21 protein-coding genes are annotated in these 21,658 nt (G+C 57.6%); 12 read left to right on the forward strand and 9 right to left on the reverse strand.

Translation table 11 applies throughout. The annotated features are described in order from the left end of the window. Nucleotides 1-18: 18 nt before the first annotated feature. A complete protein-coding gene (locus ABXH05_RS12495) occupies nucleotides 19-741 on the reverse strand; it encodes an acyltransferase (RefSeq protein WP_353561296.1) in 723 nt (240 codons plus the stop codon). 117 nt (nucleotides 742-858) lie between these two features. Here ABXH05_RS12495 and ABXH05_RS12500 point away from each other — a divergent pair, with 117 nt between their 5' ends. The 4 genes from ABXH05_RS12500 (at nucleotide 859) to ABXH05_RS12515 (ending at nucleotide 4,815) form a co-directional block, all read left to right on the forward strand. Beyond that, nucleotides 859-1,965, forward strand: a complete 1,107-nt coding sequence (locus tag ABXH05_RS12500; RefSeq protein WP_348140334.1) for an NADH:flavin oxidoreductase — start codon at nucleotides 859-861, stop codon at nucleotides 1,963-1,965. 170 nt (nucleotides 1,966-2,135) lie between these two features. After that, nucleotides 2,136-3,443: a DUF1835 domain-containing protein gene (locus tag ABXH05_RS12505; RefSeq protein ID WP_353561297.1), complete on the forward strand. Its 1,308-nt coding sequence runs from the start codon at nucleotides 2,136-2,138 to the stop codon at nucleotides 3,441-3,443. A gap of 17 nt (nucleotides 3,444-3,460) precedes the next feature. Further along, nucleotides 3,461-3,922 carry a hypothetical protein gene (locus ABXH05_RS12510; protein WP_353561298.1) on the forward strand — a complete coding sequence of 154 codons (462 nt, stop codon included), beginning with the start codon at nucleotides 3,461-3,463 and terminating at the stop codon, nucleotides 3,920-3,922. Then, nucleotides 3,922-4,815 carry a VOC family protein gene (locus ABXH05_RS12515; RefSeq protein WP_353561299.1) on the forward strand — a complete coding sequence of 298 codons (894 nt, stop codon included), beginning with the start codon at nucleotides 3,922-3,924 and terminating at the stop codon, nucleotides 4,813-4,815. The genes ABXH05_RS12510 and ABXH05_RS12515 overlap by 1 nt, the downstream gene beginning before the upstream one ends. Here the strand turns inward: ABXH05_RS12515 and hspQ are convergent. Both hspQ and ABXH05_RS12525 read right to left on the reverse strand, forming a co-directional pair. Further along, nucleotides 4,812-5,147: a heat shock protein HspQ gene (gene hspQ, locus ABXH05_RS12520; RefSeq protein ID WP_348140326.1), complete on the reverse strand. Its 336-nt coding sequence runs from the start codon at nucleotides 5,145-5,147 to the stop codon at nucleotides 4,812-4,814. The two genes, ABXH05_RS12515 and hspQ, sit on opposite strands and share 4 nt — an antisense overlap. Nucleotides 5,148-5,172: 25 nt before the next feature. Continuing rightward, nucleotides 5,173-6,018 carry a mechanosensitive ion channel family protein gene (locus ABXH05_RS12525; protein ID WP_353561300.1) on the reverse strand — a complete coding sequence of 282 codons (846 nt, stop codon included), beginning with the start codon at nucleotides 6,016-6,018 and terminating at the stop codon, nucleotides 5,173-5,175. Between the two features lie 94 nt (nucleotides 6,019-6,112). On the opposite strand from ABXH05_RS12525, the gene ABXH05_RS12530 reads away from it, so the two are divergent. Together ABXH05_RS12530 and ABXH05_RS12535 are read left to right on the forward strand one after the other, a co-directional pair. Further along, the gene (locus ABXH05_RS12530) at nucleotides 6,113-6,556 is read left to right on the forward strand and encodes a hypothetical protein (protein ID WP_353561301.1); all 444 of its coding nucleotides are present in this window, start codon (nucleotides 6,113-6,115) and stop codon (nucleotides 6,554-6,556) included. Nucleotides 6,557-6,706: 150 nt separating this feature from the next. After that, a complete protein-coding gene (locus ABXH05_RS12535) occupies nucleotides 6,707-7,228 on the forward strand; it encodes an Hsp20/alpha crystallin family protein (protein ID WP_353561302.1) in 522 nt (173 codons plus the stop codon). 24 nt (nucleotides 7,229-7,252) lie between these two features. Here the strand turns inward: ABXH05_RS12535 and ABXH05_RS12540 are convergent, their stop codons facing one another. The 3 genes from ABXH05_RS12540 to ABXH05_RS12550 all read right to left on the reverse strand — a co-directional run bounded on the left by ABXH05_RS12540 (nucleotide 7,253) and on the right by ABXH05_RS12550 (nucleotide 9,576). Further along, nucleotides 7,253-7,651 (reverse strand): hypothetical protein, encoded by a 399-nt coding sequence (locus ABXH05_RS12540; RefSeq protein ID WP_353561303.1) that lies wholly within the window; start codon nucleotides 7,649-7,651, stop codon nucleotides 7,253-7,255. An 83-nt stretch (nucleotides 7,652-7,734) separates the two neighbouring features. Continuing rightward, nucleotides 7,735-8,877 carry an acyl-CoA dehydrogenase family protein gene (locus tag ABXH05_RS12545; protein ID WP_353561304.1) on the reverse strand — a complete coding sequence of 381 codons (1,143 nt, stop codon included), beginning with the start codon at nucleotides 8,875-8,877 and terminating at the stop codon, nucleotides 7,735-7,737. Between the two features lie 54 nt (nucleotides 8,878-8,931). Continuing rightward, complete coding sequence (locus ABXH05_RS12550) at nucleotides 8,932-9,576, reverse strand: TetR/AcrR family transcriptional regulator (RefSeq protein ID WP_348140316.1); 645 nt, start codon at nucleotides 9,574-9,576, stop codon at nucleotides 8,932-8,934. A 158-nt stretch (nucleotides 9,577-9,734) separates the two neighbouring features. Between ABXH05_RS12550 and ABXH05_RS12555 the strand changes: the two genes are divergently transcribed. The 5 genes from ABXH05_RS12555 to ABXH05_RS12575 are packed head-to-tail and all read left to right on the forward strand — an operon-like array spanning nucleotide 9,735 to nucleotide 16,864. Continuing rightward, nucleotides 9,735-11,549 carry an acyclic terpene utilization AtuA family protein gene (locus ABXH05_RS12555; RefSeq protein WP_353561305.1) on the forward strand — a complete coding sequence of 605 codons (1,815 nt, stop codon included), beginning with the start codon at nucleotides 9,735-9,737 and terminating at the stop codon, nucleotides 11,547-11,549. Continuing rightward, nucleotides 11,549-13,171 carry an acyl-CoA carboxylase subunit beta gene (locus ABXH05_RS12560; RefSeq protein WP_353561306.1) on the forward strand — a complete coding sequence of 541 codons (1,623 nt, stop codon included), beginning with the start codon at nucleotides 11,549-11,551 and terminating at the stop codon, nucleotides 13,169-13,171. Before ABXH05_RS12555 ends, ABXH05_RS12560 begins: the two co-directional genes overlap by 1 nt. A 15-nt stretch (nucleotides 13,172-13,186) precedes the next feature. Beyond that, entirely contained in the window at nucleotides 13,187-14,008 is an 822-nt protein-coding gene (locus ABXH05_RS12565; protein ID WP_353561307.1) for an enoyl-CoA hydratase/isomerase family protein, read from the forward strand. Nucleotides 14,009-14,021: 13 nt separating this feature from the next. Further along, complete coding sequence (locus ABXH05_RS12570) at nucleotides 14,022-16,016, forward strand: acetyl/propionyl/methylcrotonyl-CoA carboxylase subunit alpha (protein ID WP_353561308.1); 1,995 nt, start codon at nucleotides 14,022-14,024, stop codon at nucleotides 16,014-16,016. A gap of 44 nt (nucleotides 16,017-16,060) precedes the next feature. Continuing rightward, a complete protein-coding gene (locus ABXH05_RS12575) occupies nucleotides 16,061-16,864 on the forward strand; it encodes a TIGR03084 family metal-binding protein (protein WP_353561309.1) in 804 nt (267 codons plus the stop codon). Nucleotides 16,865-16,877: 13 nt separating this feature from the next. On the opposite strand, the gene ABXH05_RS12580 is transcribed toward ABXH05_RS12575, so the two are convergent. Further along, on the reverse strand, nucleotides 16,878-18,194 hold the full coding sequence (locus ABXH05_RS12580; RefSeq protein ID WP_348140304.1) for a DEAD/DEAH box helicase: 1,317 nt from the start codon (nucleotides 18,192-18,194) through the stop codon (nucleotides 16,878-16,880). A gap of 369 nt (nucleotides 18,195-18,563) precedes the next feature. On the opposite strand from ABXH05_RS12580, the gene ABXH05_RS12585 reads away from it, so the two are divergent. Next, nucleotides 18,564-20,222 (forward strand): sulfatase, encoded by a 1,659-nt coding sequence (locus ABXH05_RS12585; RefSeq protein WP_353561310.1) that lies wholly within the window; start codon nucleotides 18,564-18,566, stop codon nucleotides 20,220-20,222. Nucleotides 20,223-20,229: 7 nt separating this feature from the next. On the opposite strand, the gene ABXH05_RS12590 is transcribed toward ABXH05_RS12585, so the two are convergent. Beyond that, nucleotides 20,230-21,144 carry an SUMF1/EgtB/PvdO family nonheme iron enzyme gene (locus ABXH05_RS12590; protein WP_353561311.1) on the reverse strand — a complete coding sequence of 305 codons (915 nt, stop codon included), beginning with the start codon at nucleotides 21,142-21,144 and terminating at the stop codon, nucleotides 20,230-20,232. Then, a complete protein-coding gene (locus tag ABXH05_RS12595; RefSeq protein ID WP_353561312.1) occupies nucleotides 21,145-21,651 on the reverse strand; it encodes a TetR/AcrR family transcriptional regulator in 507 nt (168 codons plus the stop codon). It lies immediately after the preceding gene. Between the last annotated feature and the right edge of the window lie 7 nt (nucleotides 21,652-21,658).

A 21,658-nucleotide genomic window follows, 5' to 3' on the forward strand; every position in this document is an offset into this window, starting at 1 on the left:
TGGATCAGCCCATGAGGCCTAGTCGGTCTTTGAGGGTGCGACCAACGCGCGCAGCCACGAGAACAGCGAGTTGTTGCGTAAAAAGTACCGCTCCAACTTCAGCATTTCAGCCATCAGGGCGTCCGGGTCCGCATAAAGGTCTTCGCGCTTCTTTATGGTCCGGTCGGGATCAAGCTCACGCACGACACGGGCAGGGTTCCCGGCAGCAATGACGTTTGCCGGGATGGATTTCGCGACAACAGACCCGGCACCGATCACCGAATTTTTGCCGATGGTCACGCCCTTGCAGACTTTGACGCCGTAGCCCAGCCAGACATTCTCCTCCAGAACAATCGGCTTATGCGCATCCTGCTCGCTGGTGCGGTCATAGACGTCATGCCAGTCAGAATCCGAGATGTAGACCTCACCGGCGATCATCGTGTTGCTGCCGATGGTGACGTGGTCCGACGACAGGATGCGGGTCCCCGGGCTGATCAGCACATAGTCCCCCATGTCGATGCGGCCTTCACGATCCGAGCTTGTCCAGACGGTCAGGGTAATGGGGTAGGCGGGTGTGGTCCGAAGGGTGGCGCACCTGCCGATTGAGATATTCGGCCCATACAGGCTCACATATTTGGGATGACCGGCATCCAGATAGGGGCCCACAGAGTCAAACTGTGGCTCCAGGAAATGTTTGACCCAGGCTCGCTGATACAGGCGATGCAGATGTTTGGCCCAACGGGGGCGGTGTTCTTTGCGCACGGGTTTGTCCCTTGTGGATCGGTCGTTCAGGCCCAATATCCCGGGACATTAGCCCATTCCATGATTTGCTGCTAAATACGCGGCGAACATATTTCCCCATCTAGAACGTGGATTATCATGACCTCCGTAGACACGCTTTTCCGGCCGTTCGAGCTCGGCCCGCTCTCGCTCTCCAATCGCATTGTCATGGCGCCCATGACGCGCAGCCAGTCGCCAAACCAGATCCCCGGCCAGAATGTGGCCGACTATTACCGTCGCCGTGCGGAAGCTGAAGTCGGCCTCATCATTACCGAAGGCACGACCGTCGATCACCCGGTTGCCAGCTTTGACACCAATGTTCCAGCATTCCACGGCGAGGCATCGCTCAAGGGCTGGGCCAATGTCGTGAAGGAAGTGCATTCGGTCGGCGGCAAGATCATGCCGCAGCTCTGGCACGTAGGTATGATGCGCAAACCTGGCACAGGTCCAAACCCCGACCTGCCAAGTGCCGGACCTTCCGGCATGGTCAAGCCGGGCAAACAGGTTGCCGAACCAATGACCGAAAACGATGTGGCTGATCTGATTGCCGCCTTTGCCAAGGGTGCAGCTGATGCTCAACGCATCGGTTTTGATGGCATCGAAATTCATGGCGCCCATGGCTACATCATTGATCAGTTCTTCTGGGGCGGCACAAATGAGCGCTCTGATGCCTTTGGCGGCAACCAGCTGAAGCGTGTTCACCTGGGCGAGGAAATCGTCAAGGCATGTCGCGCGGCAACGAGCCCGGACTTCCCGATCATCCTGCGGTACTCACAGTGGAAGCAGCAGGACTATGATGCCCGCCTTGCGCCAACGCAGGGTGAACTTGAAGCATTCCTGGCTCCGCTGACAGATGCAGGTGTTGATATCTTCCATTGCTCAACCCGCCGTTTCTGGGAGCCCGAATTTGAAGGCTCCAACATGAACCTCGCCGGTTGGACGAAGAAGCTGACCGGTAAGCCGACGATCTCGGTTGGCAGTGTCAGCCTCAATGAAGAATTCATTGCAACATTTGCCGGCATGGACGCAGCAAATGATGAAGGCCATATGGACGATCTTCTGGAACGCATGGAAGCGGATGAGTTTGACCTCATTGCTGTCGGCCGGGCGCTCATCAGTGATCACGAGTGGGCTGCAAAAATCCACAAGGGCCAGTTCGACAATCTGAACCCGTTCACAAAGGAAGCTCTGGCAACCCTCTACTGATTGGTGGCTTGACCAAAGCCCCCTGATCCGCCAGCTTGCGAGGAGGCATGGAAACATGCCTCCTCGTCCGCGGAAAGGGCTGCGCCCACCACGTTGCACCATAGCGATCCAGCATCGATTTCCTTTGCCTGACATGCGGACACAGGCAATGCACCCAAAAGGGGAATCGCATGCCATCTGACACACCCACACATTCGCGCGACTATTTTCATGGCCTGCTCAATCTCGAGCAGCAAAAACGCCGTGCCAAAGACCTTCTCAAAAGCGCCAGAGCATCCGACGTAAAAGCTCTCGCCCGCTTTCAGGAACACCTGCCCGAGAACCTCGGCACCGCTCCTGAAGCTCTCAAGCTTGCTGATGCCCAAGTGGTCATTGCACGGGAGAACGGATTTTCAAGCTGGCCAAGGCTGAAGCAGCATTGCGACCTGCTTCAGGAGCGGCGGCGGCAAGCCGATGCCGGAACCCTTCCAATACTTGATACTCCGGACACGGTGCATATTCGCTGCGGATCAGACATCCAGCATGGCCTTCAGTTGGCCGGCTTTGTCGGCACCTTTCAGGAATTTGCTGATCCCTTCTGTCAGGGCCCTCTGCCTGATGGTTCAGAAGCTGAGTTTCGAGCATCGCGAGCCCAGTTTGTTTCGGAGGCCTATGGCATAGAGCTGACAGATGCGACTGCGCGACAGCGCCTTGAATATGCGGCGTTTACCAATGCATCTGACAAGTCCCATGTGGTGATGTGGTTTGAGCACGACAGTTACGATCAATTGATCCTTGCCTATCTACTGAACCATTTTGCCACAGCAGCGCGACCCGCAACTTTTGAACTGATCTGCGTTGATCGCGTGCCGGGTATTCAGGGTTTTACCGGTCTGGGGCAACTTGCCCCTGAAATGCTGGTCTGGCTTTGGGAAAACCAACGCCGCCCGGTGACGGGCGAAGACATCACTTGTGGCACCCGCGTGTGGGCGAGCCTTCGGTCCCCGGACCCTTCCATTTTGGCGACTGTGGCAAATGAAGGGACACCTTCATTGCCACCTATGGCCGGCGCCTTGAAGAGACATCTGCGTGAGTTGCCAGCACGCAGGAACGGCTTGTCCTTAACTCAGGAACTCATCCTGCAGATTCTGTCAGACAAAGGTGCAATGACAGGTGGAAAACTCTTCGGGCAATTGATGCGAAACTATGAGCCCCTGCCATTCCTTGGGGATCTCATGTTCTGGCACGCGCTGGTTGATCTGCAGAACGCATCTATCACGCCTCTGCAGGTTGCGGAAACGCACGAGCCATGGCCACGACGGTCCCTTGACATCACAGCCTACGGTTCTGATCTTCTCAAAGGCCTTGTGGACTATCAGGACTCGTATCAGGGAGAACGGTGGGTAGGGGGTGTACGCATCACTCCACGCGATCCAGATGCTGTCAGTTACCGAAGTGACGTATCCGACACCGGGGCAATCGTGATCACCACCAGATAGGAAGACACGGGAACACCATGCTTCAGCTTGAATTCGGTCCAGGACATCAGGTCTGGCAGTACCTCGAACGCGGTGTGCAAATCGTTGTGGGTGTGTCCGCTGTCAGCACAATCACCTTTCTGGGTGAAGTCTGGGGCTCGGAGAATGTGCCCTACGAGGCGATCTTCATTGCGCTTTGGTGGCTGGCTTACGGGTTCCTTGTCGCACTGCTTCCGACGCCGCTGTGCTGGGCCCTGGTTCCCATACTCGGGCAGCCATCTGACAAGGAGCCCCGCAAGCGCCGCATACTTCAGTGGTGGGCGATCATTTCGCTGATAGGCCCACTCGTCGTATCCCTGTGGATGTTTACCTATGCGGCCCAATACATGATTTTTCATCTGGCCGAGTCTCAGGGGGTAGACTATTCGGAAGTTGACCTGTTTGAGCCTGACCTGGGCGAGAACGATGATGACAATCCTCTGGGGGGAGGCACGCGCTAATGCCATTGAACCGAGTTGACCATGTACTGGTTGCCGTAAACGATCTGGATGCGGTGACACGCGACTATGAGGTTCTGACGGGGAGGGCTGTTTCTCTTCGCGGCAGCCACCCGGACTACGGCACCGCGAACGCCATCTTTCAGCTTGAGAACACCTATATCGAACTGATCTCGCCGGTGGGCGAGGGACCATTTGCCCAGCAGCTGCGCACCCACCTTGATGAGAAAGGTGATGGACTGTTCGGCATTACCTTCGGCACAGATGACGCACGGGTGACCTCTGAGGAGTGGCAGCAACAGGGTCTAAGGGCCACAGCGCCTCAACCGGGCGAGGGGCATGGTCCTGATGGGAGCGTGCGGCAATGGCGCAATGTGTATGTGCCCAGCGAGGATGTGTTGGGCCTGTTCCTGTTTGCGATCGAGCACGTGTCCGATGCCAGCACACGACCGACCGCAGCACCCCAGGGACCTGAGGAGGCCACCTTCCATGCGGTTGACCATGTGGTGGTCAATACGCCGGACGGGGATAAAGCCATATCGGTTTTCGGAGACAAGATGGGCATACGCCTTGCTCTCGACCGGGATGCCAAACAATGGGGCGCCCGAATGATGTTCTTCCGGATTGGCGGCATTACGCTGGAAGTCATTCAACGGTATGGCGATGAGAAAACACCTGCGATGCCGCTGGACGCACCTTCGGTGTATTGGGGCATGGCATTCAGAGCGCATGACGTAGCAGCCGCGCAGGCGCGCCTCGCATCTGCTGGCGTCAACGTCTCAGATGTTCGAAAGGGCCGCAAACCGGGCACGCTGGTTGCGACGGTGCGAGACAAGAGCGGTGGCGTCCCCATGCTGATTGTCGGGCCTGACCCGCAAGCCGACGAGACTGCCTAGTGAGCTGATCCTGGAAGAATGGCATAGAGGCCATCTTTGAGGTCACCGAACATTTCCTTCACCTGTGGATGCCGCACCGGGTTGCCGGTTTCGTCTATCAGCAGGTTCTGCTCGGACACATAGGCCTCGTATTCCGTCTCATCGTTCTCTGCGAGCAGGTGATAGAACGGCTGGTCCTTGCGCGGGCGCAGATGCTCAGGGATCGCAAGCCACCATTCCTCAGTGTTGTTGAACACCGGGTCGACATCAAAGATGACACCTCTAAACGGGAACAGGCGGTGTTTCACCACCTGGCCGATCTGGAATTTGGCTTCGCTGTTTACCATTGGCATTCGGTCAGTTCTCTCGACGATTGGATCAGTCAGCCGCTTTTTCACTTACTTGATAAACCGTGCGGGTCGGGAAGGGAATGTTGAGGCCGGCGGCATCATAGCCTTCTTTGATCTCGCGCTGCTTATCAAAGGTGAACGGCCAATAATCATCCGATTTGACCCATACACGGCAAATCACATTGACGGAACTGTCACCAAGGGTCTTTACGGCAATCATCGGCGCGGGTGATGGCAGAACACGATCGTCCTCTGCCACAATGCTCCGCATCACTTCAAATGCCTTGCCAATGTCATCATCATAAGCGATGCCGCACTCGATCTCGATGCGTCGTGTGGAATTGTAGCTGTAATTGCTGATGGCAGATCCCCAGACGTCGCTGTTGGGTACGAATATCTGCACGTTATCCGGTGTGGAAAGCTCGGTCCGAAACAGGGTGATGGCTTTTACTGAACCCGATACGCCGCCAGCTTCAATAAAGTCACCCAGCTTGAACGGCCGCAGAAACAGCAACATCACCCCGGCTGCCACGTTCGACAACGTGCCTTGAAGCGCAAGGCCGATGGCAAGACCTGCGGCACCCATGACAGCCAGTAGGCTGGCAGTCTGAACGCCAAACTCGGCCAGGACCGCCAGAATTGTAACCGCAATGATTGTGTAGCGAACAAGACCCGCCAGGAAATCTGTCAGCGTCTGATCAATGCCATCAAATCGCTGCATCAACCGAACGACGGCGCTGCGCGACCGGTTAGCGACCCAAAAACCGACGATCAGAATGACAATGGCACCGACCATACTGATGCCATAGGTCACGGCCAGCGCCGCGAGGGTTTCTGTTGCCTGGTCAGTCATTGTCTGGATGTTTTCGTCCATTGGGCTACTCACGATATGATAGGTTTACCGAAGCACAGGTGCGTTGCCGCAGCGGATTCCCCAAATCAGGCTGGGCGTTAGGGAGAGATACAGCATGAAAGACCCATTTCAGGCAATCTTGCATTCCAGCCGCTTTGGCCGGCCATTTCTGGCAGCTTTTCTGGCGATTCTCATCGCCGGTTGCCAGACAACATCTGGCCAGCAGCCATCCCAGCACAAGGGCCTGTTTGAGAGGGGGCCGCGTGGAGCCGTGGTCGGCGAGCATGGCACCTACAACATTGCGTGGATCACGCTTCAGGATCAGATCCTTTTGCAGAAGCCTGTGTACGAGGTGCTGGTGTCCTATCACCCGACCAACCGGGGACCTGGCGGCGTCAAAGAGCACCATTGGAATGAGATGATGCTTGTGGCCCAGGATGAAATCGCCCGCCGCTGCATTGCACCCGCGCAGGGTGAAATCATCAGCTCCAGTCGGGACTATGATCCGCGGCAAAGGGCGATGGGCGCTGAAATCAGGGTCAACTACACCTGCCGGTAACCGCAGGGCGGGCTTGAGTTTGAGGCAGATCAAAACATCGCCGGCGCGGCTCGCACGGCCTTAAATCGGAACGCCAATATTGCCATATTTCGATGGGTGCAGTCCCTGAGGCTGCCTCCATTGGCTTACCCAAAGATGTGGGAGTTTGTTATGGCAACCGACAAAGGAAAAACTGATCTCGCCAGGCCTGAAACATCGACACCGGGCTTGCACTTGGGCGACAGGTTTCACCGCCTGCGAGAGGAAATGGACCGCTTCGCCAACGACATGTTTGGCGGAAACTGGCTGACCCGTAGCCCGTTTGCGGATACCGCTGAACTCATGCCGGGGTTTGGGGCAGGCGCGCCAAGCATTGACTTACATGAGAGCGATACCGCCATCACCATTACGGCGGAATTGCCTGGCATGGATGAAGGCGATATCGACCTGACCGTGAAGAACGGCGTGCTAAGCCTCAAGGGCGAAAAACGCTACGAAACGAAAGATGACAAAGACGAAGCGCGCGTGATCGAGCGCCGCTACGGCAGTTTCCAGCGCAGCTTTTCATTGCCGGACAGCGTCGATGATGAAAAGGCCGATGCCAAGTTCGACAAGGGCGTGTTGACGGTGACATTGCCAAAACGACCGGGCACAGAAGTGCCGGAGCGCAAGATCGGCATCACCAAAGTCTGACCATCAATACCACGAAACCAGCCGCTAATTGTTGACATTCACATTGGTGTTGTCGGGATTGGCGGTCTGGTTCTGGCGAATGATGGTTGTCTCCTGACTGCGGTCTATCCCGACCGAGTGCGGGTAGGGAAATTCTACCGGTGGGATGGTTGCCGGTACGCCGCCGTCCCCGACTGAGGCCTCGTCACCGCAGCGCGGCCGCAAAGCGTCGCAGTTCCATTTTACGCCGGAGAGTTCACCGGTAATTGTGCCACCACGTACCTGTGTGCACTCGCACAGCACGCCTTGCATACATGCCGTGGCACCAAGAGACGAAGGCTCACACCGAGGGAGCGCATCTTTTTCATCCGCAAGAGACGCTGACGCAGACAACGCAATCGCAAACAAAGCAATCAGTAACTTCGCGGGCAGGGCGTAGGACATGGATTCCTCCTGGGCAGATCAGGGGAGTCTATCGCAGATTGGGCACCTGGTCTCTTCCAAGACGGATCACGGTAAAGAACGTCCTAAAGCCCCATCTGGCGCACCGCGAGGTCGCGCATGATTTCTTCAGACCCGCCACCGATAGCCAGAACCTTGACCTCCCGGTAGATCCGCTCAACGGAGTTACCACGCAGATAGCCGGCACCGCCCAGAATCTGCATCGCTTCCGACGCCACGAATTCCAGCGCCTTCGTCCCGAAGAACTTCGCCTTGCAGATTTCTGCGACCGGCATGTCGCCCTCATTGATGGCGTAACAAATCTGCTGGAGATAGGCGTCGAGGGCATCCGTCTTGGCGGACATATCGGCAATTTTGTGCCGGATGACCTGGTGCTGGATCATTGGCGTACCAAATGTCTCGCGCTCCTGCGCCCACTCGATAGAACAGCGCAGCGCTTCCTTCATCATGCCCAGCGCCTCAGCTGTCAGCCCGACGCGCTCAAGATTAAAGTTCTTCATGATCTCGATGAAGCCGCGGCCTTCTTCGCCCATGAGGTTTTCAGCAGGGACGCGGCAATTGTCGAAATACAACGTCGCCTGATCTGATGCCCACCAGCCCATCTTCTTGCCGAGCTTGGTGCGCTCGAAACCGGGCGCGTCCTTTTCTACAAAGAACAGGGAAATGCCATTGAGACCGTCGCCCCCGGTGCGTGCACCGACCACGAAGTAGTCGCTTTTCATACCGCCGGTGATGAAGGTCTTTGACCCGTTGAGCACCCAGGAATTTCCATCCTTGTGGGCCTTGGTCTTCATGTTGGCGACGTCAGACCCACCGGATGGTTCCGTAATCGCAAGGCTCGATCCCTTGCGGCCAGCCACCACATCCGGGAGCACCCGCTCGCGAATTTCTGCGGTTGCCAGTTTCTGGATCGGGTCGAGAGAAATCGTCCGCCCCACAAGCGCGGCCAGAACCCCGTTCGCCCCGGACTTGCCCATCTCCTCCATCCACGCCATGCGCAAGAAGGCATCGTCCATGCCAAGGCCGCCATAGGCTTCATCAATGCCAAAGCCAAAGACCCCCAGAGCGCCTGCCTTCTCATGCAGTTCCCAGGGGATTTCCTCCGCCTCATCCCACTCATCCGCATGGGGGCGGACTTCCGTGTCAACGAAACGGCGAACCGTATCGCGGAACTGGCGGCGTTCTTCGGTGTCATGGGGGCTGAGCATGGCGTTCTCCTGGGGCCGGACACAGCCGGCAGTCTTATGTCGTTGGTGTGTGTTTTAGCGAAGTTTCAGGTGTGGCGCGATCAGTTCAATAAAGCGATCCACAATCAGCGTTTCCTCAGCGCGGTTCCTCGTAAACCGCTCATGGGCGAGCATGCCACGCATAAAGACACGACAGATCGCCCACAGGGTCACCACATCGGCGTCATCAAGGTCCGGCGATTCATACACCTCAACGATCGCGGTTCCCATGCGGGCATCCCATTCGATCAGACTCTTGGCGGTGCGTTTTCCCAGCGCCTTGTCGGTCCGCGCGGCCATGAGGATTTCCATCAGCGACCGGCCTTCGGGTGTGCGTACGAGCCGCTCCCAAAGCCACTTCAGGTGGGCGCGTACCCGCGCGTCTTCATCCGGCAGTTTGCTCCATGCAGCACGCTCCACCCGCTTGCCGGTCATCACGCTGCGGCCAAGCAACATATCCAGTGTGGCGGCGATCAGATCTTCCTTGGTGGGAAAATGATGGGTGAGGGCGCCACGTGACAGACCTGCGCGTTCCTGGATGCGTGTGAGGGAGGTGTCGGCATATCCCATTTCATCCAGACATCCGATTGCGGCCTCGCAGATTGCACGGCGGGTTTTCCCGGCCTGCAGTTCTTTGGAAGCAGGCACACCCGGTTTTGCTATCTGCGCTGCGTGCGTCATGGCAGGATTGTTCCTCATTCCGGATCAGGCAGAGGTCCGGATGATAGTTGACAGACCGACTGGTCGGTCTGTAGGAATCTAAGTCAGCAGATCATGAGATGCAAGCGGTCGAAAACAGACCGCACGTCCATGGTGACGGGAGCAGGGCAAGGCAGGGCATGGGCAGCGAAAAAAGCATTCGCATTGGCGGCGCAGGTGGTTTTTGGGGCGAAGCATTGCACGCAACGCCACAACTGCTTGCCGGTGGCAATCTGGACTATCTGGTCTTCGACTATCTGGCCGAAATCACCATGTCCATCATGGCGCGGGCAAGGGCCAAGAACCCGGATCAGGGATACGCCACGGACTTTGTCACCGGCGTGATGGCACCCCACCTCAAGGACATCGCTGCGCGCGGGGTCAAAGTCATTTCAAATGCGGGCGGCGTTAATCCGGCAGCGTGCGGTGCCGCAGTCCGCGAGCTGGTCAAAAATGCGGGCCTTGATCTCAAAGTCGCAGTGGTCGCAGGGGATGACCTTCTTGACCGGGCACAGGAACTGGCCGGCGGCAGCTATGGGGAAATGTTCTCCGGTGCGGCCTTTCCACCAGTTGATGCCATCGCCAGCATCAATGCGTATCTGGGTGCTTTCCCGATTGCAGACGCACTGGACCGGGGCGCAGACATCGTGATCACCGGGCGTGTGGTGGACAGTGCGGTTACGCTGGGTGCGTGCATCCATGCGTTTGGCTGGACCAGGGATGATCACGACCTGCTGGCGGCAGGCACACTTGCGGGGCACATAATTGAGTGCGGCCCTCAAGCGACCGGCGGCAACTTCACGGATTGGCGCGACGTTGCCGACGACCTTGATGCCATCGGGTACCCCATTGCCGATGTCAGCGCGGATGGCAGCTTCATATGCAGCAAACCGCCCAAGACCGGCGGCAAGGTGTCAGTCGGCACCGTGTGCGAACAAATGGTCTATGAGATTGGTGACCCGCAGGCCTATCTGGTCCCGGATGTCGTTTGCGACTTCTCTGAAGTACAAGTGACACAGACCGGACCTGACGAGGTAAAGGTCACGGGGGCGCGCGGACTCCCGGCTCCGGATACATACAAGGTCTGCACGACCTATTCGGATGGCTGGCGCGGCGGGCTGATGATGGCCTTCATCGGGCTTGATGCCGCAGACAAGGCCCGCACCTACGCCGAAACATCCATCAAGCGCGCTCAGAACATCCTGCGGCAGGCCAACGCTGCTGACTTCACGGAAACCAGCATCGAGATCATTGGCGACGACAGCCAGTATGGTGCGGCCGCAAAGGATGTCGCGTCGCGTGAGGTTGTGATGAAGCTTGCAGCCAAACATCCAGACGCCCGCGGCATTGGTGTCCTGTTGAAGGAAGTCACCGGCCTGGCGCTGGCGACCCCAGCAGGCCTTACGAGTTTTGCAGGTGGGCGTCCCAAACCATCACCCGTAGTGCGGCTCTTCTCATTTGCCCTGCCCAAAAATGCCCTGAGCATCACTGTTGACGTTGATGGCGATGTGACCACCCTGGCCACAGAAACAGGCGTTGCGTTCCATCCATCCAAACTGGACCGGCCCACTGACCCGGCAGCACCTTCCAGTGACGGCAGCATGGTCGCCGTGCCGCTGGTCAAACTGGCCTGGGCCCGCAGCGGCGACAAAGGCGACAAAGCCAATATCGGGATCATCGCTCGAGATGAAAGCTATCTGCCCTATATCAGCGCATCCATGACAGACAGCGCTGTGGCAAGTCGTTTCGCGCATTTTCTGGATACGTCGAATGGCGGCGGAAAGGTTGAACGCTTTTTCCTGCCGGGATCGAATGCATTCAATTTTTTGATGGATGATGCGCTGGGCGGTGGCGGTGTTGCCAGCCTGCGGGCAGACCCGCAGGCCAAGGCTTATGCGCAAATCCTTCTTGACCATCCGGTGTCCGTGCCTGCGGACCTGGCCGGGAGACTGTAATGGCGATTTTCCAGACCAAGATTGATCCCAAGTCGGACATCTTTGCGAAGAACCGCGAAGACATGCTCGGACTCATTGAGCAGTTGCGCAGCTACGAAGCCCGCGCCGCGACCAAATCAGAGAAACGCAAACCCCGATTTGAAGAACGCGGCCAGCTCACACCCCGCGAACGACTGGAACGTCTGCTTGATCCGGGCATGCCGTTCCAGCGGCTCTACAACATGGCCAACTTTCTGGTCGATGACCCAAACATTGAAACCTCTGTACCCGGCGGCAATATCATCGCCGGCATCGGCTTCGTCAGCGGCGTGCGGTGTATGGTCTATGTGGATGATAGCGGCATCAGCGCCGGCGCCATGACCACACAATCCGTCGGCGTGATGATCGGCGTGATGGAATGTGCGCTTCGCCAGAAATTGCCTTTTGTCCATCTGGTGGAAAGTGCAGGGGCCAACCTGTTTGAATACACGGTTGAACTGTGGGCCCATGGCGGCAAGATGTTCTATCATCTGGCGCAGCTCAGCGCCGCAGGCATCCCGACCTTTGTGGTTCTACATGGTCCCTCAACCGCAGGCGGAGCCTACCAGCCGGGCATGAGTGACTATGTCATCGGCGTCAAGAAAAACGGCATGGCAGCTCTTGCCGGTGCCGCACTGGTGAAAGCTGCAACCGGCGAAGTCGCTGACGCGGATGAGCTTGGCGGCTCGGAGATGCATGCCAGCACCACGGGCCTTGTGGAGTATGTGGCTGAAGACGATGCCCACGGCATTCTCATCCTGCGCGACCTGCTCGATCGCATTGACCACAACAAGCAGATACCCGCAGCACCAAAACGCGACTATGAGCCGCCGGTGCTCAGCACCGATGACATTGCCGGGACTGTGCCTGTGGACTATCGGCAACCCTATGATGTGCGCGAAGTGGTTGCCCGCGTCGTGGATGGATCAGACTTTGTCGAGTTCAAACCGCGATATGGTCCCGCAACCGTCTGTATGCAGGCCAGCATCATGGGCCATGCCTGCGGCCTGATTGGCAATAATGGACCGATTGATCCCGCCGGTGCCACCAAGGCGTCGCATTTCTTTCAGCTATGCGATCAGTCGGACATGCCGATCATCTTCCTCAACAACACAACCGGCTACATGGTGGGTACGGAGTATGAGCAGGCCGGGATGATCAAGCACGGCTCCAAGATGATCCAGGCCGTGTCGAATGTTCGGGTGCCGAAGATTTCGCTCTATATCGGTGCGAGCTTTGGTGCTGGCAATTACGGCATGTCCGGTTACGCCTATGAGCCGGAGTTTCTGTTTGCCTGGCCCAATGCCACCACTGGCGTGATGGGTGGCGAGCAGGCAGCCGGCACAATGGAAGAAGTCGCACGTAGTGGTGCCGCGCGTCGTGGGCAGGATGTGGATGAGGAGGCGCTTGCTCAACAGCGCGCAGCCGTCGTCAAACTGTTCGATGACCAGTCCACATCGTTTTACACCTCCGGCCGTCTTCTTGATCACGGCATCATTGATCCACGCGACACGCGCAAAGTGCTTGGCTTCGCACTTCAGACAATCTGGGAAGGCCGCAACAAGACACTCCACCCCAATAGCTTCGGCGTCGGCCGGCACTAAAGGCAGGACAGACACATGACCACACTCCCTGACGTGACCGGCGTTGACCTTGAGCTGGACAATGGCTGGCTGACCATCTGGTTCAACCAGCCTGAAACACGCAACGCCTTGACCGATGAACTGGTAGATGGTGTCCGCCGCACTCTCGAAGCCGTTCGCGATGACCGTGAGGTGCGGGGCATCACATTACGGGGCAGACATGGCGTGTTCTGCGCGGGCGGAAACCTCAAACAGTTCAAAGCCTCCTTTCAGGGAGGTGGCAATGACGGTGGCGGCTCACGGGACAGCACCATTGAGATGTCCAAGGGTGCTGCGGTGCTTTTTGACCTCATCAATGAGGCGCCGCAGGTCGTGATTGCCATCATCGAAGGGGCTGCCATGGCCGGCGGGTTTGGCATGGCCTGTTGTGCGGATGTTGTTATCTGCGAAGCGGATGCCAAATTCGCGATGACTGAAACAGCCATCGGCATTTCACCGGCACAGATTGCGCCCTTCGTGATTCAGAAACTGGGTTACGCCACAGCCCGCCGCCTCATGCTGACGGCTGCCCGCTTCAACGGCGAAGGGGCACATGACCTTGGCTTCGCAGACTTTGTTGCCAGTGACGTGGACGGTCTCAATGCCATCGAGCAGCAGATCCGCAGTCAGGTTCTGAAATGTGCCCCAGGTGCCATTGCAGACACCAAATCACTGATCATCGCTCTGCCGGAGATGACCCGCGAAGAAGCCATTCATGCTGCTGCTGAAAACTTTACCGGGCGCCTCCTAAGTGACGAAGGCCGCGAAGGCGTGGCGTCATTCCTTGAAAAACGCAAACCCGTCTGGGCCAAAGGCTAGGGACATCACAACGATGCGCTTCAATTCCATTCTGGTTGCCAATCGCGGTGAGATTGCAGTTCGGGTCATGCGAACAGCAAAGTCGCTGGGATATCGGGTCATCGCCATCTATTCACAAGCCGATAGTGAAGCCCCCCACGTCAAGATGGCTGACGAAGCCGTGTGCGTGGGTGCGGCACCGGTGGGCGAGTCCTATCTTGATCCTGAAAAAGTGCTCAAGGCCGCCGCCGATACAGGCGCGCAGGCTATCCATCCAGGATATGGGTTCCTGAGTGAAAATGCTGACTTTGCCCGAGCGTGCGAACAAGCCGGGCTCGTCTTTATTGGTCCACGGCCGGATGCGGTAGACCTGATGGGCAACAAGGCTGAAGCCAAGCGCCGCATGATTGCCGCCAAAGTGCCGTGCGTGCCGGGCTATGAAGGCGAGAACCAGACGGACGACGCATTCATTTCAGCATCCAAAGACATCGGCTTTCCGGTCATGGTCAAGGCAGCCGCAGGCGGTGGTGGCCGCGGGATGCGTCTTGTGCATGACGCTGCCGAGTTACCGGACGCGATCAAGCTTGCCCGGTCAGAAGCCGAAAACGCCTTTGGGTCCGGTGAACTGATCCTCGAAAAAGCCATCATCCAGCCCCGCCACGTAGAGATACAGGTCTTTGCGGATGAAGCAGGCAATACCATCCATCTGGGTGAGCGCGACTGCTCCGTTCAGCGACGCCATCAAAAGGTGATCGAAGAGGCTCCGTGCCCGGTGATGACACCTGAGCTCCGCGCGCGTATGGGAGCTGCTGCTGTCGAGGCAGCCCAGACCATCAACTATCGCGGCGCGGGCACCGTTGAGTTTCTGCTTGGCGCCGACGGCGAATTCTACTTCCTCGAAATGAACACCCGCCTGCAGGTCGAACACCCGGTCACTGAGCTGGTTACCGGGCTCGATCTTGTGGCGTTGCAGATTAAGGTTGCCCAGGGGGAGAATCTTGGGCTTTCGCAGGACGATGTGTCTTTGACCGGCCATGCCATTGAGGTGCGCCTTTACGCAGAAGATGTGGCCGAGGACTTCCTGCCCAGCACAGGACATATTGACCTGTGGGCTCCCGCCGAGGGCGAGGGCGTTAGAATTGATGCGGGCATTGCCACGGGGCTTGAGGTCTCACCCTTCTACGACCCGATGATCGCCAAGGTCATGGCCCATGGTCCCAACCGTGATGTGGCTCGACAACGGGTCATTGAAGCGTTGCGGAACACCGGCATTTTCGGGCCTCAGACCAACCGTGATTTTTTGATTGATGCGCTCTCACAACCAGCCTTTGCCGCCGGTGAGGCAACAACAGCATTTATTGGAGAGACATATTCGGCAGACGACTTGGCCCGGCAGGCGCCATCTTCGCAGATGGTCACCGCTGCTGCTGTTCTGCTTTACCACTCTGAGCAGCATGCAGCTCACAAGGCCGCCATCGGTGTGGACGAGGAATTGCTCAACTGGGGCAGCACCGGCCGCCTCTCAACGCTCTATCGTTTCAGCTTCGATGACAACGCGATTGATGCGCGCGTCGTCGCTGGCGGTGGCAATTCATGGACCGTGGAAACAGCCACCGGATCGGTCGCTGTGTCGCTCGTTTCTCGAGACACTCATCGTGCCTGTCTGACGATAGATGGCACCACATCTGCTGTCGTATTCGCCCTGCCGCGATCAGGGACAATTCACCTGAGCATGAATGACACCAGCGCGACCCTTTCGAATGTGCTCGCTACTGCCGGTATGGCGGACGACGCAGCAGGCGGCGGGCGTGTACTGGCACCGATGCACGGGCTCATCCTTGAGGTCCATGTGAGCGAAGGCCAAACTGTCAAAAAGGGTGACCGTCTTGCTGTGCTCGAAGCCATGAAAATGCAGCATCAGATACTTGCCGAAGTTGACGGTACTATCACAGCAATTGCCTGCGCAGCGGGAGATCAAGTCCCGGCAGATGAGCTGTTGGTGGAAATCGAAATTGATGAAGACAATTGATGAAGTTTGGGGCGCCTGAAGGCGGACCTTTAAGGAGACTGCAGATGTTTGATCAACCCAATGATTTTCGCGGCGAAAGCGATGCGCTCTATGAGCTGATCAAGGACTTGCCTGAAGAACGCCTATTGGAACCCACACAGTTCAAGGGCTGGACGATCCGCGACGTGATCGGGCATTTGCACATCTGGAACGAAGCGGCAGATATGTCGCTCAATGACGAAACCGCATTCAATGCCTTTTTCGAGCGGGTAGGGGAATTCGTGGCCACCGGCGGCCTGCGTGGGTTTGAGAACGCAGAGCTGGAAGGCGTCAGTGGACGCGATCTGGTGAAACGGTGGCACGACTTTTATCCAGGTGTGGCAGATCGTTTTCTGGATGCTGACCCCAAACAACGCGTCGTCTGGGCTGGCCCCAGCATGAGTGCTCGCTCCAGCATTACAGCTCGGCTGATGGAAACCTGGGCACACGGCCAGGAGATCTATGACACGCTTGGGGTCGAGCGGAAGAATGCTGACCGGATCAAGAACATCGCTGTCCTGGGCGTGAACACCTTTGGATGGACCCACATGGTCAACAAGCTGCCGGTGCCTGAAAACGTACCTTATGTGAAGCTGACGCTGCCGTCCGGCGAGCTGCTTGAGTTCAATGAACCGGACCCGGACAACATGGTTGAGGGGACAGCCACAGAGTTCTGCCAGGTGGTTACGCAGGTACGAAATATCGCAGACACCCAGATCAAGACGACCGGTGACGTTGCGGCGAAGTGGATGGCGATTGCCCAGTGCTTTGCTGGACAAGCAGAAACGCCGCCGGCTCCTGGGACCCGGCGGCGAATGGTTGCAGCGTAATGCGTAAGATCAGCTAGGCGGCTTTTGCCTTGGCTGATGGCTTACGGTTGCGGCGATTGCGCTGTGGCGGACGGCCAGTGCTCTTCTTGCCGCCACCATCCGTGCGCTTGCCAACTGGCTTGCGACGACGTGGTTTGCGCTGGGCAGGTTCGGGCTGTTGCAGCACCTGACGTTCTTCTTCCGGCACAACTTTACGCCCGCTGTCTGCGGGGCGATCCACCACATCAATCTTGCGTTTGATGAGCCGCTCAATGTCTCGCAGAAGGCCGCGCTCAGCACCGTCACACAATGCAATAGCTTGTCCGCTCTTGCCGGCACGGGCGGTTCGGCCGACGCGGTGCACATAGGCTTCAGCAACGTTGGGAAGTTCGAAGTTCACCACGTGTGAAACGTCATCCACGTCAATGCCGCGGGCAGCAATGTCCGTTGCCACCAACACATTCACTTTGCCTTTGCGGAATGCGTCGAGACTGCGCACGCGCTGGTTCTGGCTCTTGTTGCCGTGAATGGCGGCCGAGGCGAAACCATACATCTCAAGATGCTTGCACACTTTGTCCGCGCCACGCTTGGTGCGGGTGAAGACAATGGCCCGTTCCATATCGGGCGTTGCCAGATAGTCCACGAGCGCGGCACGCTTTTCTGCCGTCTTGAGCATGACCACTTTCTGGTCAATGCGATCGATCGGCTTGGAGTTGGGCGTGACCGTCACTTCGATCGGGTTATGCAAAAACACCTGCGCCAATGCACGGACCTGTTTCGGCATGGTCGCTGACAGCAGCATGGTCTGCCGCTTCTTGGGCAGATAACCCATGATGCGCTTGATCTGAGGCATGAAGCCCAGGTCGAACATCTGATCTGCTTCGTCGAGTACAACTTTGGTTGTCGCATCGAGGCGCAGGTTCTTGGAAGCCACGTGGTCAAGAAGACGGCCCGGCGTTGCCACCACAATGTCTACGCCCTTTGCCAGAGCTTTAATCTGCGGTGGAATTTTTGCGCCACCGACAATCACAGCCACTGAAGGCCGAGAGTGCTTGCCATAGGCACGAATGTTATCGCCAATCTGCGCTGCCAGCTCGCGCGTTGGCGCAAGGATCAGGGCTTTGCAGGTGCGGTGTTTTGCAGGCATTGGATCGCCACACAGGGCGTGGAGGATCGGTAGCACGAATGCAGCGGTCTTGCCGGTGCCGGTCTGTGCGATGCCCAGAATATCTGATCCATCCATCATGGATGGAATGACCTTGGCCTGAATTGGGGTAGGGGTCGTGTAGCCTTCGTCGGAAATGGCACGAAGGATCGGCTCGGCGAGGCCGAGCGATGTAAAATCTGTCACTTAGGTACTTTCAAAATGAGTGCCCGCAGCCAGCCGGATAGTCCGAAATAGCGTCATGGCACGGGAACGTGTCGCGTGGCCTTTTTGATACTCAAAAGGCAACTATGAGGGTCGTCTGTTTGACCCTCATCTTGGGCACGCGGCGGACATTTGAATGTCCTGCCCGTACCGTTCGCGAACGCCAATGTCGGTTCCAAATCACTTGGAAGCTCAACAAGACCTGTGACATGACAGCTAAATAGAGCAATTACAAGGCATGCCACCTATGCGCAGGCGCCTGTTTGAGCACGCAGGCCCACTCAAAAACTTGACAAATCACGGGATCCCGAATGTATTGGCATAATTAATGCCATTAATAAGGTGGGTACTATGGGGAAGAAGATCGTTCTGGGGGTTGTGGCCGCAGCTATTGTTCTGGGCGGCCTTGCCTATCTCATGCGCGTGGACATCATTTTGTATCTTGCGACGAACACCGGCAAGATTGATGTCGCACCCCATCAGGAAATCAGCTGGAAATCAGCCGACCCGGAGCGGGCGAGCAAGGCTGCTGCGGGCGCGCCCAATATCGTCTTCATCCTGGCTGATGATCTGGGCATCAACGACATCTCCACCTATGGCGGCGGCATGAATGGTGGTGCCTTCAAGACACCTCACATTGATCGACTGGCAACTGAGGGCGCCAACTTCACTCAGGCTTACGCAGGGACGGGCACCTGTGCACCATCGCGCGCCATGCTCATGACCGGGCGTTATCCATCACGCACAGGCTTTGAGTTCACTCCCACGCCGGATGGAATGGCCGATGTCGTCGGAATAGTTTCCGCAAGCATGGATAGTGGCTTGCCAGACGCCTACGTGCCCGACAGATCCGGCACGCCAGAACTCACTTACCAGGAAAAGGGCCTGCCAGGGTCTGAACTGACGGTTGCAGAAGTCCTCCAGGAGGCCGGATACCACACCGTCCATATCGGCAAGTGGCACCTGGGGCGCGGTGAAGAATTCGACGCCACGTCTCAGGGCTTCGATGAAAGCCTGTTGATGGCCAGCGGTCTGTTCCTGCCTGAGGATGATCCCAATGTGGTCAATGCCAAGCTTGATTTTGACCCCATCGACAAATTCCTGTGGGCCCGCATGCAATATGCCGCGAGCTACAACGGCAGCGAATGGTTTGAGCCGGGTGGCTACCTGACAGACTACTGGACCCAGGAAGCTCAGAAGGTTATCCGCGCCAACAAGGATAATCCGTTCTTCCTGTATCTCGCCCATTGGGGCATCCACACACCGCTGCAGGCCACCAAGGAAGACTACGAAGCTGTAGGTGACATCCAGCCCCATCGCGCACGGGTGTATGCGGCCATGATGCGCGCGGTCGACCGCAGCGTCGGTGATATCATTCAGACGCTGGAAGAAGAGGGGATTGCCGACAACACGATTATCGTCTTTTCCAGCGACAATGGCGGTGCCGGGTATATCGGCATTCCGGACGTCAATGCACCGTATCGCGGCTGGAAGATCACTCTGTTTGAAGGCGGCATCCGTGTGCCAATGCTCATGCGCTGGCCGAACCGGATTCCCGCCGGGACTGAAATCGAGTCACCCGTCGCCCACATTGATGTGATGCCGACACTTGTCGCTGCAGGCGAGGGCACAATCCCTGACACCATCGAGATTGATGGCAAGGACCTGCTGCCGCTGGCAACCGGTACGTCTACGGAAGATCCGCACGAAGCCATTTTCTGGACCAGCGGCTACTACCGCGTTGTGCGTGCAGGTGATTGGAAGCTGCAGGTATCAGAACGACCGAACAAGGCGTGGCTGTTCAATCTTGCCAGCGATCCGACCGAGCAGACCAACGTGGCTGAGGCCAATCCTGATGTGGTCAGCAGACTGACGGCCTTGCTGGATGCGCATAGCGCCGGTTCACGTCCGCCGCTCTATCCACATCAGGCAGAGTTCCCGGTTGCTGTCGACAAGACACGGGCCGAGCGGTTTGAAGACGGGGATGAGGTCATCTACTGGCCGAACTGATCGACTGCTATCCGTCCCGGATAACCCGAAAGCCGATGTGGTTGGTTGAAAAATCAACCTCCGACGGCTGTCGGGCCTCGGGACGGTAGCGACGGCAGAAATTGTCCGCGCACAGGTATGACCCGCCTTTGATGGTCTGCGTTCCGTCCGCATAGGGTGTGTCGGTGAGTTCCCACACATTGCCGATCATGTCGTAGACGCCATTTTGATCGGCTGGGAAACAGCCAACGGGCGACGCTCCGGAGAACCCGTCCTCGGCCTGGTCAAAGAAGGGAAAGACCCCTTGCCACGTATTGGCGCGTGGCTTGCCGGTTTCATCATATGCGCCGGATGTCGTTACATTCTGGTCGGGCAGGCCGCTGGACGCTGCAAACTCCCACTCTTCTTCCGTGGGTAGTCGGGCACCGGCCCATTTTGCATAGGCTTGCGCGTCCGCGAGAGACACATGAACAACCGGGTGATTGTCCAGACCTTCTATGGATGAATCTGGACCGTTAGGTTTCTGCCACGTTGCACCGGGTATCAGCCGCCATGGATTGCCAGTCATGCTTCCATCCACGATCCGCTCAAACACCGCAGACCCTGCACCGGTCCGCCCGGCGGCGATGTCACGTTCAGCAGTTGTTTCATAGTTCGTCGCGTCAACGAATGCCGCAAACTGCGCGTTGGTGACCTCGTGCGTTTGAATGTCAAATCCCACAACGTGCAGACGAAGACCCAGTTTTTCCTCCGGGTAGACAGCGTTCCTGCCTTTGATAAATGAGCCCGAGGGAATTGATGCAAAGCTGCCAATGCGATCTGTCGTCAGGCCGCACGAGGCCGCGTTGGTCGCCGTTGGGCCGTTACCTTCAGCTGACGTCGCTGTGCGCTCATCGCATGCTGCAAGCGCACCAATCAGTGACAGGAGGATGACGAAACGCATTTACGCTGCCACCAGTTTCTCAACACTGAACCGAATTGCCTTTTCAGCCTGCTTGGCAGTGAGTTCCTGATCCTGCCGCAACCGCCTCCATGCATTGAAGCCTGTGAGCATCTCCAGCGCCGCAAAAAGCGTTTTGTCAGACTTGATGTGGCTGGGGAGAACGCCGGCCAGACCTTCGCGCTCCATGGTCAGGAAACGCTGGTAGTCCTGCATCAGATATTCGGACCTGAAACGACGCAGCCCTGCGCATGTCTTGATGGGCATGATGCGCTCGTAAACATTCACACGCCGATCAATCATCTCAGAAAGGCGCCCCTGCCAGGTAGATGCCGTGAAAGGCTGACTAACGATGGGAAGAATTTCTGCTTCCATCTGGGCAGACATTTCCCGGTAGAGGCTGTCTACATCGTCGAAGTGTCGGAACACGGTTCGAATGCCGACCTTTGCCTCCTCGGCGAGGGTTGCCGCGCTTGGATCCATCTCGCCGCCCCGGATGACCGAGAACATAGCCGCT

It is taken from the genome of Pyruvatibacter sp. HU-CL02332, from assembly GCF_040362765.1.
In the GTDB taxonomy this organism is placed as follows: domain Bacteria; phylum Pseudomonadota; class Alphaproteobacteria; order CGMCC-115125; family CGMCC-115125; genus Pyruvatibacter.